We start from the raw sequence: 15950 nt of genomic DNA on the forward strand, positions 1-15950 counted from the left end.
ATATTTAAGGTTTTGAGAATAGTCCATAAATCGTATTTTTGTGCAAGTTTTTAACAAAGAGTCGATTTTTCACTGGATTCCGTTCAGAAAAAATCATGCCAATAGTAGTAGATAATCACTATATTATATGAAAAAAGTGGGTAACCATAATTCGATTTCAAGGAAAATACTTTTCTGTTTAGCATTGATGCTAACATTCTCCTTCACTTCATTTTCACAAGCAACACCACCAGCAGCGGCAACTACAACGGCAGCTGCGCCAGCAACAGCAGCTCCGGCTGCAGCCACAGGAGGTGATGCGGTAGCAGGAAAAGCATTGTTTAATTCCAATTGTGCAGCGTGTCATAAGCTGGATGCAAAATCAACGGGTCCGGCACTGAGAGGTGTAAAGGAAAAGCATGATATGGCATGGATTTACAACTGGGTACACAACAGTACCGCTGTGATTAAATCCGGAGACGCTAAGGCGGTGGCCTTATTTGCAGAATACAAGTCTACAATGACTGCGTTCCCACAATTGTCAACTACAGATATCGATAACATTATCGCATACACGTCTGAGCCAAAACCTGAGGTTGCTAAAACCGGTACCGGAAGCGCATTGCCTCCAGGTGCAGAAGGATCAAATGCAGGCGGAATCTCAAACAACTTTATTCTAGGAGCGCTTGCTTTGGTAATGTTGATGTTGGTGATCATGTTGTTCTTTGTAAACAATGTGTTGACTAAGGTTGCCAGACAAAACGGTATCGAGGTTGAGGCAAAAGAAGCAAGAACTCCAATCTGGAAAGCATTTGCACAAAACCAATTCTTGGTATTGGTTACTTCAATATTCTTATTATTGGCAAGTGGTTATTTCGTTTACAGCTGGATGATGCAGGTAGGTATCGATCAGGATTACCAACCAATCCAACCAATCCACTATTCACACAGAATCCACGCAGGCAGCAACGGAATTGATTGTAAATACTGCCACTCTGCGGCGAGAGTTAGTAAAAATGCAGGAATTCCTTCTTTGAATGTTTGTATGAACTGCCACAAAAATATTTCTGAGGTTTCTGATACAACAGCTACACCAGAACATTCAAAAGCATTCTACGATGCACAAATCCAAAAATTATACGATGCAGTAGGTTGGGATAAGGCTGCTCAAAAATATACAGGGAAAACCAGTCCTGTGAAATGGGTTAGAATCCACAACCTTCCAGACTTTGCCTATTTCAATCACTCACAACACGTAACTGTTGCGGGAATTGAATGTCAAAAATGCCACGGTCCGGTTGAGACTTACGAAATCCAGAAACAATTTGCTCCTTTAACAATGGGATGGTGTGTTAAATGCCACCGTGAAACCGATGTTAAAATGGAAGGGAACAAATACTATGACAAAATCCACGCAGAACTTTCTAAGAGATATGGTGTAGACAAATTGACTGCTGCACAAATGGGAGGTTTGGAATGCGGTAAATGTCACTACTAAAAAATTATTAAGAAGCTAATATTTATATACGATGTCATCGAACAAAAAATACTGGAAAAGTGTTGAGGAGCTAAACGAAAATAGCTCTATTGTTGAGACGCTTAGAAATAATGAGTTTGTAGAGGAAATTCCAACAACGGATTTCTTATCAGACAAAGAATCATTATCATCTTCATCAACAACTCGTCGTGATTTCTTGAAATACGTTGGATTTAGTACGGCAGCTGCAACTTTAGCAGCTTGTGAAGGACCGGTACACAAATCAATCCCTTACGTTTTACAACCGGAACAAGTCATTCCTGGTGTTGCAGATTATTATGCAACGTCTATGTTTGATGGTTTTGATTTTGCCAATTTATTGGTAAAAACACGTGAAGGACGTCCAATCAAAATTGAAAATAATACTATTGCAGGCGCTAAGTTTGCTGCCAATGCAAGAGTCCATGCTTCGGTATTGTCATTATATGACAGCATGCGTTTGAAAATAACGAAAATTGCTGGAAAAAATGCAAGCTGGCAGGAAGCTGATTTAAAAATAAAAGCAGGTTTGGCTGAGGCTAAAGCTAAAGGAGGACAGGTTGTTTTATTGACCAACACTTTGGCAAGTCCGTCAACTGAAAAATTAATCGCTGAATTTATCGCTAAAAACCCAACAGCAAAACACGTTATTTATGACGCTGTTTCTGAGTCGGCAGCCTTAGATGCTTTTGAAGCAGCTTATGGTGAAAGAGCTTTGGTTGATTACGATTTCTCAAAAGCAAATGTTATTGTTTCTGTTGGAGCTGATTTCTTAGGAGACTGGCAGGGTGGAAGCTATGATTCAGGTTATGCTAAAGGAAGAATTCCTCAGGCAGGAAAAATGTCAAAACACTTCCAGTTTGAAGCAAATATGACTTTGTCTGGTGCTGCCGCTGATAAGCGTGTGCCGATGACCGTTGCAAATCAGAAAAAAGCATTAGTTGGTATCTATAATGTAATTGTTGGCGGTGCTGCTGATGCAGGAGATGCTGAAGTTACCAAAGCGGCTAAACAATTAGCTGCTGCAGGAAGCAAAGGGGTTTTGGTTTCTGGTATCCAGGATAAAAACGCACAATTGCTGGTTTTGGCAATCAACCAAAAATTAGCCAGTGAGGCATTTTCAACTTCAGGAACCCGTCAAATCAGAAAAGGTTCTAACGAAAAAGTAGCCCAATTAATTGCTGATATGAATGCAGGAAGCGTTCATACCTTAATTATGAGTGGTGTAAATCCGGTTTATACTTTGGCAGATTCTAAAGGATTTGTAAACGGATTGAAAAAAGTAAAAGTATCAGCTGCTTTCTCTTTAAGAGAAGACGAAACAGCTTCTATCACAAATATCGCTATTCCGGCACCTCATTATTTAGAGTCTTGGAACGATTTGATGTTGACCAAAGGAACTTATTCCTTGACGCAGCCAACAATCCGTCCGTTATTCAGCTCTAAACAATTCCAGGAAGGATTATTATCATTCAACGGAAACAGCGCAGATTACTATGATTATTTAAAAGCAAACGCTGCTAACTATACAAACGGTGCTTCATGGAACCAAACCGTTCATGATGGAGTTGCTGTTGGAGCTTCAAGTGGAGCTGCGGGTGGTTCAGCAAATTTTGCTGCCGCTGCTGCTGCATTAGCTGCATCTGCACCTGCAAAAGGCTTTGAATTGGTGTTGTACACCAAAACAGGTTTAGGTGATGGACAGCAGGCAAACAACCCATGGTTACAGGAGTTCCCTGATCCAATCACAAGAGTTTCGTGGGATAACTATGTAACTGTTTCGCAGGCTGATGCTAAATCATTAGGATTGGAAAATGAAATTGTTGCTAACGGAGGTCTTGACGGAAGTTATGCAACACTTACTGTAAACGGAGTGAAACTGGATGTTCCGGTTATCGTTCAACCGGGTCAGGCTAAAGGAACTTTAGGAATGGCTTTGGGTTATGGTAAAAAAGCAAGTTTAAAAGAAGAAATGCAGGTAGGAGTTAATGCCTACGCTTTCTACGCAGGATTTAATAATGTACAATCCGCTTCTATTGCAAAAGCAAGTGGAAACCACGAATTTGCATGCGTTCAGGGACAAAAAACCTTGATGGGAAGAGGTGATATCATTAAAGAAACTACTCTTGAGATTTTCAATACTAAAGAAGCTGGAGAATGGAATGAAGTTCCTATGGTTTCTTTAGACCACAAAGAAGTAGAAGCAACTAAAGTTGATTTGTGGGAATCATTTGACCGTTCGGTTGGACATCATTTCAACCTTTCAATCGATTTGAATGCCTGTACAGGTTGTGGTGCATGTGTTATTGCCTGCCACGCTGAAAATAACGTTCCTGTTGTTGGAAAAGCAGAGGTAAGAAGAAGCCGTGATATGCACTGGTTGCGTATCGACAGATATTATTCTTCTGAAGCTACTTTTGCTGAAGACAATGAGAAAAAAGAAGGATTCGAAGGACTGTTTGGTAAAAAAGGTTCATTAGGCGGATTTGGTGATATGGAAAATGCTGCGGACAATCCACAGGTATCTTTCCAACCGGTAATGTGTCAGCACTGTAATCACGCTCCATGTGAAACAGTTTGTCCTGTTGCTGCAACTTCTCACGGTCGTCAGGGGCAAAACCACATGGCTTATAACAGATGTGTTGGTACCCGTTATTGTGCAAACAACTGTCCGTACAAAGTGCGTCGTTTCAACTGGTTCCTATATAACGGTAATGATGAATTTGATTTCCACATGAATGATGATTTAGGCCGTATGGTAATCAACCCAGATGTCAACGTTCGTTCCCGTGGAGTTATGGAAAAATGTTCAATGTGTATCCAAATGACACAATTGACTATCCTGACTGCAAAACGTGAAGGAAGAGAAGTTGCAAATGATGAATTCCACACTGCATGTTCTGCTGCATGTTCAAGCGGAGCAATGAAGTTTGGTGATGTAAACAATAAAGAAAGTGAAGTTGCAAAACTTGCTGAAGATAAAAGAATGTACCACTTGTTGGAAAGTGTAGGTACAAAACCAAATGTGTTCTATCACGTTAAAGTAAGAAATACGTAGTATTAAATAATTAATTAAGAAATAAAGGATTATGTCGTCTCATTACGAAGCACCCATTAGAAAACCTTTAGTTATCGGTGATAAATCTTATCACGATGTAACTGTAGATGTAGCCGCTCCGGTTGAAGGAAGAGCCAATAAACAGTGGTGGACTGTATTTTCTATCGCATTAATAGCTTTCCTTTGGGGAATTGGATGTATTGTGTACACCATCTCTACCGGTATCGGATCATGGGGATTAAATAAAACAGTAGGTTGGGCTTGGGATATCACCAACTTCGTTTGGTGGGTAGGTATCGGGCACGCCGGAACACTTATCTCTGCGGTGTTATTATTATTCCGTCAAAGATGGAGAATGGCCATTAACCGTTCTGCGGAAGCGATGACCATCTTCTCGGTAATCCAGGCAGGTTTATTCCCAATCATCCACATGGGTCGTCCATGGTTAGCGTACTGGGTTGTTCCAATTCCGAATCAGTTTGGTTCGCTTTGGGTTAACTTCAACTCGCCACTTCTTTGGGACGTATTTGCAATCTCAACATACCTTTCGGTATCATTGGTATTCTGGTGGACTGGATTATTGCCTGACTTTGCAATGCTTAGAGATAGAGCGGTAACTCCATTTACAAAAAGAATCTATTCTATCCTATCTTTTGGATGGAGCGGAAGAGCAAAAGACTGGCAGCGTTTTGAAGAGGTATCTTTGGTACTTGCAGGTTTGGCAACTCCACTTGTACTTTCTGTACACACAATTGTATCCTTTGACTTCGCCACTTCGGTAATCCCAGGTTGGCATACAACAATCTTCCCTCCATACTTCGTTGCTGGAGCGGTATTCTCAGGATTCGCAATGGTAAATACACTTTTGATCATTATGAGAAAAGTGTCTAATCTTGAAGCTTACATTACTATCCAGCATATCGAATTGATGAACATCATTATCATGATTACAGGTTCTATCGTTGGTGTGGCTTATATCACCGAGTTATTCGTAGCGTGGTATTCCGGAGTAGAATTTGAGCAATATGCTTTCTTGAACAGAGCAACAGGACCTTACTGGTGGGCTTACTGGTCGATGATGACTTGTAACGTATTCTCGCCTCAGTTCATGTGGTTCAAGAAATTAAGAACTAGTATTATGTTCTCTTTCATCATTTCGATTGTAGTAAACATCGGTATGTGGTTTGAGCGTTTTGTAATCATCGTGACTTCATTGCACAGGGATTACCTTCCATCTTCTTGGACGATGTTCCAGCCAACATTCATTGACATCGGAATCTTTATCGGTACGATTGGTTTCTTCTTTGTGTTATTCCTTTTATATGCCAGAACATTCCCAGTGATTGCTCAGGCAGAGGTTAAAACAATCTTGAAATCATCAGGAGAAAACTTTAAAAGAGAAAGAGAAGCAAAAGGTCATAATCATTCAGATAAACACTAAGAATTACAATGAGTAGTACTAAAGTCATACACGCACTATATAATGATGATGATATCCTAATGGATGCAGTTCATAAGACTAGAGCTGCGCATCATCACATTGAAGAAGTTTTTACACCTTTCCCGGTTCACGGATTGGACAAGGCAATGGGGCTTCCACCAACAAGATTGGCAATCTGCGCTTTCATCTATGGATGTTACGGATTGTGTTTTGCTACCTGGATGATGTGGAACATCATGATTAATCCGGATGGAGGATGGCCACAGGATATTGGAGGAAAACCAAGTTTTAGTTACCTTCAGAACATGCCGGCTTTTATTCCGGTAATGTTTGAGATGACCGTTTTCCACGCAGCTCACTTAATGGTAATCACTTTTTACATGAGAAGTAGGTTATGGCCATTCAAAAAAGCGGAGAATCCTGATGTAAGAACTACAGATGACCATTTCCTAATGGAAGTTTCTGTAAACGGCAATGAAGATGAATTGGTAAAATTCTTCCAAGGAACAGGAGCAGTAGAAGTTAAAGTAATTGATAAGCATTAATATAGATATGAAAAGTTTATTTAAAACAGCAGCTGTATTAAGTATTGTGATTTCATTATCATCTTGTAAAAATGATTTGAAACCAAACTACCAGTATATGCCGAATATGTATGAATCAGCAGGTTATGAAACCAACGCTGAGTCGGATGCTTTCAATTCACCTACAGGCCTACATGGCAAAGTAGGTCAGCTTCCTCCGGTTGGTTCTATCAAAAGAGGTTTTGTTCCTTATGAAATCCCAAATACAACAGAAGGATATAATTTTTCTAAGTCAGTGACAACATCGCCTCTTGACGGTACTGAAATCGACATGAAAAAAGCAGGTGAATTATTTGATATTTATTGTGCTATCTGCCACGGAACAGCTGGTGATGGTAAAGGTAAATTGGTAAAACAGGAAAAATTCCTGGGAGTACCAAGCTATAAGGACAGACAAGTTTCAATCGGAAGCATTTTCCATGTTGAAACGTACGGACTAAATTCAATGGGTTCTTACGCAAATCAATTGAGTCAAAAAGAACGTTGGATGATTGCAGCTTATGTTCTTGAACTTAAAAGCAAATTATAATTGTAGAACAAACAGATTGTTATAGATATGTATACATTTTCAAGTAAATTAAAAACCTTTTCTTTTGTCCTAATGCTGGTAGGTATTCTTGGTATTGGATATGGTTTTTTAACTGCACCAAAGACTATTCAAGATGTTGAGAAGATTCTGAAGGAAGAAGAAGCTCATCACGAAGGTGGACATGAAGCGGCAGCGGCACATCATGAAGCAACAGCTGAATCACACGAAGCGGCTGAAACCCATGAGGCGGCAGCTGAAACAACTGTAGATTCTACTACTGTTAAACATGAAGAAGCTGTAGCAGCAACAACCCATGATACTATTGCTAAAGATTCGGCTGCAGTTGCAGCAGTTCCGGCAGCAGAGGCTCACACTGAAAAAGCGGAAGCACATGCTGAAAAAGCAGATGCTCATGAAGCTCATGATACTAAAGAACACGCTGAGCATGTGCTACACCAATTGCAAAATAAACCATGGGCAGCTTTATATGTTGCCTGTATATTCTTAATGCTGATTTCGTTAGGAGCCTTAGCATTCTATGCAATCCAACAGGCAGCACAGGCTGGTTGGTCACCTATATTGTTTAGGGTTATGCAGGGAGTAGCATCTTACCTGTTACCAGGATCTATCATTTTCTTTTTACTTTTATTGGCCTGCGGATTCCACATGAATCATTTATTCTCATGGATGGCTGAAGGAATAACAGTTAAAGGACACGAAAATTACGATGCCATCATTGCAGGAAAATCAGGGTACTTAAACTTCCCATTCTGGATTATCAGAGCAATTTTATTCCTTACGGTTTGGAACCTGTACAGACACTATTCAAGAAAGAACTGTTTGGCACAAGACGAATCAAATGACAACACTTACTACAAAAAGAACTTCAAGATGTCTGCGGCATTCCTGGTATTCTTTATCGTATCAGAATCAATCATGTCTTGGGACTGGATTATGTCGGTTGACGCACACTGGTTCAGTACACTTTTCGGATGGTACGTATTTGCAAGTTTCATTGTAAGTGCTGTAACCGTTATCCAAATGGTGACCTTATATTTAAAATCTAAAGGATATTTAGAAAATGTCAATACAAGCCACATCCACGATTTATCAAAATTCATGTTTGGTTTCAGTGTATTCTGGACGTACTTATGGTTTTCACAATTTATGTTGATTTGGTATGCAAACATTCCGGAAGAGGTAACTTATTTCGTGACCAGGATCAATGTATATACCGTTACTTTCTGGGGTGCGTTTGTAATGAACTTTATCTTCCCAATCTTACTGTTAATCAATACCGATTTCAAACGTATTACCTGGATTATAGTAATGGCAGGAAGTATTATCCTAATCGGGCACTATGTTGATTTCTTCAACATGATTATGCCAGGAACAGTTGGTGACAGATGGTTTATTGGAATACCGGAAATTTCATCATTATTATTCTTCATTGGATTATTCATTTTTGTGGTATTCACGACTTTGACAAAAGTTCCGTTGGTTCCAAAAAGAAATCCTTTTATTGAAGAAAGCAAACATTTTCATTATTAATATTTAAAGTAAATTACAAATGACAACTCTTTTGGTACTTATAGTTGTAGTTTTATTGGCAGTTGCCCTGTGGCAGTTAACTAAGATATTCGACTTAACTCAAGTTGGTAAAAACGTTAACAATACACAAGTTGCAAATGATAATGATAATAACATTAACGGTTACTTGATGTTTGCCTTTCTTTGCTTCATTTACCTGACAACAATCTGGTGTCTTGTATATTATGGCCACTTCCCTTTGATTGGAGATTCAGCATCGGCACACGGTCCGGAAATCGATAACCTTATGGTGATTTCTATGGTTCTTATATTCGTAGTACAAACCATTACTCAAGCCTTGTTGCATTATTTTGCTTTCAAATACAGAGGAAGAGAAGGACAGACAGCACTTTATTTTTCTGATAGTAATCGATTGGAATTCATATGGAGTATCATCCCGGCTATCGTTTTGGCTGTGTTAATCCTTTACGGGCTTTATGCATGGACCAACATTATGTTTGTTGATGAAAAGGAACATAAGGATGCTATTGTTATCGAATTATACGCGCAACAATTTAAATGGGAAGCTAGATATTCTGGTGCAGATGATGTACTAGGAAAAGCAAACGTAAGATATATTGAAGGAGTAAACAATTTAGGGGTTGATTTATCAGACCCAAATGCTCAGGATGATTTCACTTCAAGTGAACTGCATATCCCAAAAGGAACAAGAATCATTTTCAAAATGCGTTCACAGGACGTATTGCACTCAGCTTACATGCCTCACTTTAGAGCGCAGATGAACTGTGTACCGGGAATGGTAACCAACTTCTCATTCATTCCAACACTTACAACTGCTGAGATGAGAGAGAAACCTGCAATGGTTGAAAAAGTGGCAAATATCAATGATATCAGAGCTAAGAAAAGCCAGGCTTTAATCGCTAAAGGTGAGCCAGCTCTTGAGCCATACACATTTGACTATTTATTGTTATGTAACAAAATTTGTGGTGCCTCACATTACAACATGCAAATGAAAGTTGTGGTGGATACACCTGAAGAATATGCAGCATGGTTAAAAGAAAATGCTCCTAAAACAATTGTTCAGGCTGTTAAGAACGCAGCAGCTGAAGCAAAAGCAGCAGAAACACCAGCACAAATGAAAGACACAAGTTCTACGAAAAGCAAAGACACGACAGTAGTTGCTCAAGCAGAAGTGAAATAATTATAAAAAATTTAAAGTTTACCTAATATGTCAGCAGAAGCTCACAATCACGACCACGGTCACGACGAACACGAACACCACCATAAAGACACGTTCATTACTAAATACATTTTTAGTATTGACCACAAAATGATTGCCAAACAGTATCTACTTACTGGTATCGTTATGGGTGTTATTGGTGTTGGAATGTCGATGCTTTTCAGAATGCAAATTGCATGGCCGGAAGAATCTTTTAAATTATTCAGCTTTTTCCTTGGAGAAAGAATGGCTCCGGGTGGAGTTATGACTAATGAAACGTATTTGTCTTTAGTAACGATACACGGAACCATCATGGTATTCTTTGTATTGACAGCCGCTTTGAGTGGTACCTTTAGTAACTTATTGATTCCACTTCAAATTGGAGCACGGGATATGGCATCCGGACTATTGAACATGATTTCGTATTGGTTGTTCTTTGTTTCAAGTGTGATTATGGTTTGCTCTTTATTCGTAGAGTCTGGGCCAGCATCTGCGGGATGGACCATTTACCCACCGTTGAGCGCCTTGCCACAAGCTATCGGAGGTTCCGGAACAGGTATGACATTATGGTTGGTTTCTATGGCTGTCTTCATTGCAGCATCGTTATTAGGTTCGTTGAACTATATCGTAACGGTAATCAACTTAAGAACTAAAGGGATGTCTATGACAAGATTACCACTTACAATCTGGGCATTCTTTATTACAGCTATCATCGGGGTTATCTCGTTCCCCGTATTACTTTCTGCAGCGTTGATGTTAATCATGGATAGAAGTTTCGGAACTTCATTCTTCCTGTCTGACATCTACATTGCTGGTGAAGTTTTACATTATCAAGGTGGATCACCAGTATTGTTCGAGCACTTATTCTGGTTCTTAGGACACCCTGAAGTATACATCGTATTATTACCTGCATTGGGTATCACATCGGAAATTATCGCAACCAACTCACGTAAACCAATCTTTGGTTACAGAGCGATGATCATGTCGATAATTGCAATTGCATTTTTATCAACCATCGTTTGGGGTCACCACATGTTTATCTCGGGAATGAATCCATTCCTAGGTTCGGTGTTTACCTTTACAACCTTATTGATTGCGATTCCATCTGCGGTAAAAGCATTTAACTACATTACAACATTATGGAAAGGTAACCTGCAGTTAAACCCTGCAATGTTATTCTCTATCGGATTGGTTTCAACATTCATCACTGGTGGATTAACCGGAATCATCCTTGGAGACAGTACTTTGGATATTAACGTTCACGATACGTATTTCGTTGTAGCTCACTTCCACCTGGTAATGGGTATCTCAGCACTTTACGGAATGTTTGCAGGTATTTACCACTGGTATCCAAAAATGTTCGGAAGAATGTTGAACAAAAACTTAGGCTATATCCACTTCTGGGTAACGGCTACTTGTGCTTACGGAGTTTTCTTCCCAATGCACTTCATCGGAATGGCAGGATTACCAAGAAGGTATTATACCAATACAAACTTCCCATTGTTTGATGATTTACAAAACGTAAACGTAATCATCACTACGTTTGCCTTAGTTGGAGGAGCGTTCCAGTTGGTATTCCTATACAACTTCTTCAGCAGCATTTTCTACGGAAAACGTACAGTTCAGAATCCATGGAGATCAAATACATTAGAATGGACTGCACCAATCGAGCACATGCACGGAAACTGGCCAGGAGAAATTCCTCATGTTTACAGATGGCCATACGATTATAGCAAACCTGGACATGACGAAGATTTTGTTCCTCAAACAGTCCCAATGAAACCTGGTGAAGAACAATTGCACCACTAATCATTAAATAAAATATAACAAATGCCTTTCTTGCGGAAGGCATTTTTATTTGCGTGCAACTTTGTTATATATTTGTAATATGAACGAAAACCTGAATCCCACCAATTCCAATTTTAATCCTGAAGAACTCGACCTTGAAAAAAAGTTAAGGCCATTATCCTTTGACGATTTTACGGGTCAGGAACAAGTGCTCGAAAACCTAAAGGTCTTTGTCGAAGCAGCCAATCTAAGGACGGAAGCTTTAGACCATACACTGTTCCATGGACCGCCAGGATTAGGAAAAACGACTTTGGCTAATATATTGGCGAATGAATTAGGCGTTGGTATCAAAATCACTTCAGGACCGGTTTTAGACAAGCCAGGTGATTTGGCAGGATTGCTGACCAACCTCGAAGAAAGGGATGTTTTATTCATTGACGAGATTCACCGTTTAAGCCCTGTTGTTGAAGAGTATTTATATTCAGCAATGGAAGACTTCAAGATAGACATTATGATTGAATCTGGGCCAAATGCGCGAACAGTGCAAATCAACCTGAATCCGTTTACCCTTGTTGGCGCTACCACCCGTTCCGGATTGTTGACGGCACCAATGCGTGCCCGTTTCGGAATTCAAAGCAGGTTGCAATACTATAACACCGAACTTTTAACTACAATTGTCCAAAGAAGTTCCAGCATTTTAAAAATGCCAATCACTATGGAAGCCGCGATTGAAATTGCAGGAAGAAGCAGGGGAACTCCACGTATTGCCAATGCCCTTCTACGACGTGTGCGTGACTTCGCCCAAATAAAAGGAAACGGAAAGATTGACATCGAAATTGCTCGTTTTTCCCTGAAAGCATTGCATGTCGATGCTCACGGTTTGGACGAAATGGATAACAAAATCCTAAGCACTATAATCGATAAATTCAAAGGTGGACCTGTGGGTTTATCAACTTTGGCTACAGCCGTTTCGGAAAGCGGAGAAACCATTGAAGAGGTTTACGAGCCATTCCTAATACAGGAAGGATTTATCGTCAGGACTCCAAGGGGAAGGGAAGTTACCGAGAAAGCATACAAACATTTAGGAAAAATCAATACCAACATTCAGGGCGGACTTTTTTAATCAGTATCATGTCAGAAAATAAGAAATACAATTATCCAAAACAACTTTCGATATTTAGGTTCTTATTAAATGCAGAGAGCATCCGCAAAAATCCGATTCCGTTTCACAAAAGATATTTTGATCAGTTTGGTGATAGCTTTTCATTAAAGATTGGCAAAACCAAACATGTGATTTTGTCCCGAGACAATGAAGTTGCAGAATACATACTTCAAAAACACCACAAAAACTTTCAAAAATCCGAGCTTCAGACCAAGTTCATATCCAAATACCTCGGTCATGGATTGTTGACAGTCAATGGCGATTTTTGGTTAAAGCAACGCCGTTTGATCCAACCTGCATTCCACAAGCAAAAAATGAATCAGCTGGTTCAGAACATGCAGCAAACCATCATTTCCGAATTAAAGGATTTGCCCGAAGAAAAAGAAGTAGCCTCCTTTCCAATCATGAATCAGCTTGCCTTTAATGTGGTTGCAAAATCGCTGTTCCACATCTCAATAGAGGAAGAAATGAGCCGGCTCAAAATCATCATACATGAGGTGCAGAACTTTCTCATCAAGGAAATCCGTCTGCCTTATAAGGCCTTTTGGTTTAAGCTAAGTGGTCAGGTAAAAAAGCACCAAAAATTAGCTTTGGAAACCGATGTGATTATTGGGAAAATTATCGAGGAACGCAAAAATTCTGAAGAGCAGCACAATGATTTGCTCGACATGCTTTTGGAAACACGTTACGAAGACACAGGCGAAGCCATGTCGACGCAACAGTTGATAGACGAAATCAAAATCCTGTTCATTGCCGGACATGAAACCACAGCAAACGCGCTGACATTTATTTTGCATCTATTGGGAAACCACCCGGAAATTCAACAAAAAGTCTTTGATGAAATAATCCAGATTGAATCGGAAACCGATGATGTTGTTGAACAGCTTCAAAAAATGAATTACATCAATGCCGTGATCAATGAATCTATGCGGTTGTATCCTCCGGCATGGATTACCGACAGGGAAAATATTGATGATGATGAACTTTTGGGCTACAAAATCAAAGGCAAAACGCTTATCGGAGTTTCTTTTTATGAGCTGCACCGCAATCCAAAATATTGGGACAAGCCTGAAGAATTTAACCCGGAACGCTTTCTTGGTGAACAAAAAAAGGAATCCTACAAGTATTTCTATCCTTTTGGTGCTGGTCCACGAATGTGCATCGGGCTTGGTTTTGCGATGTATGAAATGAGCCTGGCTTTGTCGCATATTATAAAAAAATACCATGTCAAATCCCAGCATAAGGAAATGCAGATTAATCCGTTGATAACCTTAAAACCTGTTGGCGCAACCGTAATTTTCTCCAAAAGATGACAATTGATTCCCAAAAAAGGGAGTATTCCCAACTAATAAAAACCGAAGCAAAACGCCTTGGGTTTTTGTCGTGCGGCATTTCGAAAGCTGGATTTTTGGAAGAAGAAGCACCGCGATTGGAAAATTGGTTAAACCAAAACCGTCATGGCGAAATGAAATACATGGAAAATCATTTTGACAAACGTTTGGATCCAACCTTGCTGGTTGATGATGCCAAAAGTGTGATTTCGCTGTTGCTGAATTATTATCCTTCAGAAACACAGAATACAGAGAGTTATAAGATTTCGAAATACGCTTACGGCCAGGATTATCATTTTGTCATCAAGGAAAAACTAAAAGAACTTTTACACACGATTCAAACTGAAATTGGAGATGTTTCCGGTCGTGCCTTTGTTGATTCTGCACCCGTTTTAGATAAAGCCTGGGCAGCCAAAAGCGGTTTGGGCTGGATTGGCAAAAACAGTAATCTGTTGACGCAGCAGGTTGGCTCTTTTTACTTTATTGCTGAATTAGTAGTCGATTTGGAATTGGAATATGACCATGCAACTACCGATCATTGCGGAACCTGTACGGCCTGTATTGATGCCTGCCCGACTGAAGCCATTGTGGCTCCTTATGTTGTGGATGGGAGCAAATGCATTTCCTATTTTACCATCGAATTAAAGGATAATATTCCGATGGAAATGAAGGGAAAAATGGACGACTGGATGTTTGGCTGCGACGTATGCCAGGATGTCTGCCCATGGAACCGTTTTTCAAAAGCACATCGTGAACCGCTTTTTAATCCGAATGCTGAAATTCTTTCGTTTACCAAAAAAGACTGGGAAGAAATCACCGAAGATACTTTTAGGAAAGTCTTTAAAAACTCGGCTGTGAAAAGAACAAAATTAGAGGGTTTGAAAAGAAATATTGAGTTTCTAAAATAGCCCCGATTGAAGCTGGCTACCATGTAGCGCGGAAAGCGGGAAGACAGTTGTAAAGAAAGAAGGTTTTCTGCTCCTGAAATTAAATATCAATCTTCACCACATAACCTTCAAACGTACGCACGTTAAACACCGTTCCGTCTTCAAAGATTAGGTATTGTCCTTTGATTCCCGTTAATTTTCCGGTGAAATTTGGCGTTTTATCCAAATTGAGTGAATTCACCTTAGTCGGATATTGCAAAACAGGGTAAACCAATTCGTGGATGTCTTCCTTTTCGGGGTAAAAATACTCATGGACTTCAGCAGGCAATAAATCCTTTATCTGTCTTTTTTCCTGGATGATGTCTAAAGTCGAAATTTCGTTTTTGAGCATTTTCTGCCAGTTGGTTTTATCGGTAAAGTGGTTTTTCAGTGCCACCTCGGTGATACCGGCCAGATAGCGGTTTGGGACTTCAACAATACAGATGGCATGCGTGGCGCCTTGGTCAATCCAACGTGTTGGTACCTGGGTTCCTCGGGTTACACCAACCTTAACTTCACTGGATGATGCCAGGTATACAATGTGGGGTTGCAACTGGACTTTCTTTTCGTATTCCAAATCGCGGTCCTCAATGTCAAGATGTGCTGTGCTCAATTCGGGCCTCATAATCCAATCGCCTGCAGCAGCAGAGCTCATAAAACAATCATAGCAAAATCCCTGGCGGAAAATCTTTTTCTTCTTACCGCAATTCAAACATTGGTAACCGACAAAACTGATTTCCATTGGCTTGCCCAACAACTGATTCAAACTCAGGAAACTATTCTCAAAAACCAGGTAATACTGAATTGGGTTAGAGAATTCTGTTTGCATCTTTGTTAATACACCTTCGTATGTCATCGCTTATTTT

General features: G+C 39.9%; 12 protein-coding genes. 11 read left to right on the top strand and 1 reads right to left on the bottom strand.

The window, feature by feature from the left end; translation table 11 throughout:
• Positions 1 to 127 precede the first annotated feature (127 nt).
• From L1S31_RS05805 to queG, 11 genes are all read left to right on the top strand, one after another.
• Complete coding sequence (locus L1S31_RS05805; RefSeq protein ID WP_236463410.1) at positions 128 to 1477, top strand: c-type cytochrome; 1350 nt, start codon at positions 128 to 130, stop codon at positions 1475 to 1477.
• A 31-nt stretch (positions 1478 to 1508) separates the two neighbouring features.
• Positions 1509 to 4553 (top strand): TAT-variant-translocated molybdopterin oxidoreductase, encoded by a 3045-nt coding sequence (locus L1S31_RS05810; protein ID WP_236463412.1) that lies wholly within the window; start codon positions 1509 to 1511, stop codon positions 4551 to 4553.
• Positions 4554 to 4584: 31 nt separating this feature from the next.
• A complete protein-coding gene (gene nrfD / locus L1S31_RS05815) occupies positions 4585 to 5994 on the top strand; it encodes an NrfD/PsrC family molybdoenzyme membrane anchor subunit (RefSeq protein ID WP_236463414.1) in 1410 nt (469 codons plus the stop codon).
• Between the two features lie 8 nt (positions 5995 to 6002).
• Positions 6003 to 6539, top strand: coding sequence for a DUF3341 domain-containing protein (locus L1S31_RS05820; RefSeq protein WP_236463416.1), 537 nt, complete (start codon positions 6003 to 6005; stop codon positions 6537 to 6539).
• A gap of 7 nt (positions 6540 to 6546) precedes the next feature.
• Positions 6547 to 7107, top strand: a complete 561-nt coding sequence (locus tag L1S31_RS05825) for a c-type cytochrome (protein WP_236463418.1) — start codon at positions 6547 to 6549, stop codon at positions 7105 to 7107.
• Between the two features lie 27 nt (positions 7108 to 7134).
• Positions 7135 to 8658, top strand: a complete 1524-nt coding sequence (locus tag L1S31_RS05830) for a quinol:cytochrome C oxidoreductase (RefSeq protein WP_236463420.1) — start codon at positions 7135 to 7137, stop codon at positions 8656 to 8658.
• Between the two features lie 19 nt (positions 8659 to 8677).
• Entirely contained in the window at positions 8678 to 9859 is a 1182-nt protein-coding gene (locus L1S31_RS05835) for a cytochrome c oxidase subunit II (protein ID WP_236463422.1), read from the top strand.
• A gap of 27 nt (positions 9860 to 9886) precedes the next feature.
• Positions 9887 to 11686, top strand: a complete 1800-nt coding sequence (locus tag L1S31_RS05840) for a cytochrome c oxidase subunit I (RefSeq protein WP_236463424.1) — start codon at positions 9887 to 9889, stop codon at positions 11684 to 11686.
• Positions 11687 to 11765: 79 nt separating this feature from the next.
• Complete coding sequence (gene ruvB / locus L1S31_RS05845; protein ID WP_236463426.1) at positions 11766 to 12788, top strand: Holliday junction branch migration DNA helicase RuvB; 1023 nt, start codon at positions 11766 to 11768, stop codon at positions 12786 to 12788.
• An 8-nt stretch (positions 12789 to 12796) separates the two neighbouring features.
• Entirely contained in the window at positions 12797 to 14140 is a 1344-nt protein-coding gene (locus L1S31_RS05850; RefSeq protein WP_236463428.1) for a cytochrome P450, read from the top strand.
• Positions 14137 to 15066, top strand: coding sequence for a tRNA epoxyqueuosine(34) reductase QueG (queG, locus tag L1S31_RS05855; RefSeq protein WP_236463430.1), 930 nt, complete (start codon positions 14137 to 14139; stop codon positions 15064 to 15066). The genes L1S31_RS05850 and queG overlap by 4 nt, the downstream gene beginning before the upstream one ends.
• A gap of 79 nt (positions 15067 to 15145) precedes the next feature.
• Here queG and L1S31_RS05860 read toward each other — a convergent pair whose 3' ends face one another.
• The gene (locus L1S31_RS05860) at positions 15146 to 15940 is read right to left on the bottom strand and encodes a DUF2797 domain-containing protein (protein ID WP_236463432.1); all 795 of its coding nucleotides are present in this window, start codon (positions 15938 to 15940) and stop codon (positions 15146 to 15148) included.
• Positions 15941 to 15950 lie beyond the last annotated feature (10 nt).

This window comes from Flavobacterium wongokense (assembly GCF_021608265.1).
Taxonomy (GTDB): domain Bacteria; phylum Bacteroidota; class Bacteroidia; order Flavobacteriales; family Flavobacteriaceae; genus Flavobacterium; species Flavobacterium wongokense.

Coding starts and splice junctions, on each gene's coding strand:
- L1S31_RS05805 (WP_236463410.1), top strand. CDS start 128: ATGAAAAAAGTGGGTAACCATAATTCGATTTCAAGGAAAATACTTTTC.
- L1S31_RS05810 (WP_236463412.1), top strand. CDS start 1,509: ATGTCATCGAACAAAAAATACTGGAAAAGTGTTGAGGAGCTAAACGAA.
- nrfD (WP_236463414.1), top strand. CDS start 4,585: ATGTCGTCTCATTACGAAGCACCCATTAGAAAACCTTTAGTTATCGGT.
- L1S31_RS05820 (WP_236463416.1), top strand. CDS start 6,003: ATGAGTAGTACTAAAGTCATACACGCACTATATAATGATGATGATATC.
- L1S31_RS05825 (WP_236463418.1), top strand. CDS start 6,547: ATGAAAAGTTTATTTAAAACAGCAGCTGTATTAAGTATTGTGATTTCA.
- L1S31_RS05830 (WP_236463420.1), top strand. CDS start 7,135: ATGTATACATTTTCAAGTAAATTAAAAACCTTTTCTTTTGTCCTAATG.
- L1S31_RS05835 (WP_236463422.1), top strand. CDS start 8,678: ATGACAACTCTTTTGGTACTTATAGTTGTAGTTTTATTGGCAGTTGCC.
- L1S31_RS05840 (WP_236463424.1), top strand. CDS start 9,887: ATGTCAGCAGAAGCTCACAATCACGACCACGGTCACGACGAACACGAA.
- ruvB (WP_236463426.1), top strand. CDS start 11,766: ATGAACGAAAACCTGAATCCCACCAATTCCAATTTTAATCCTGAAGAA.
- L1S31_RS05850 (WP_236463428.1), top strand. CDS start 12,797: ATGTCAGAAAATAAGAAATACAATTATCCAAAACAACTTTCGATATTT.
- queG (WP_236463430.1), top strand. CDS start 14,137: ATGACAATTGATTCCCAAAAAAGGGAGTATTCCCAACTAATAAAAACC.
- L1S31_RS05860 (WP_236463432.1), bottom strand. CDS start 15,940: ATGACATACGAAGGTGTATTAACAAAGATGCAAACAGAATTCTCTAAC.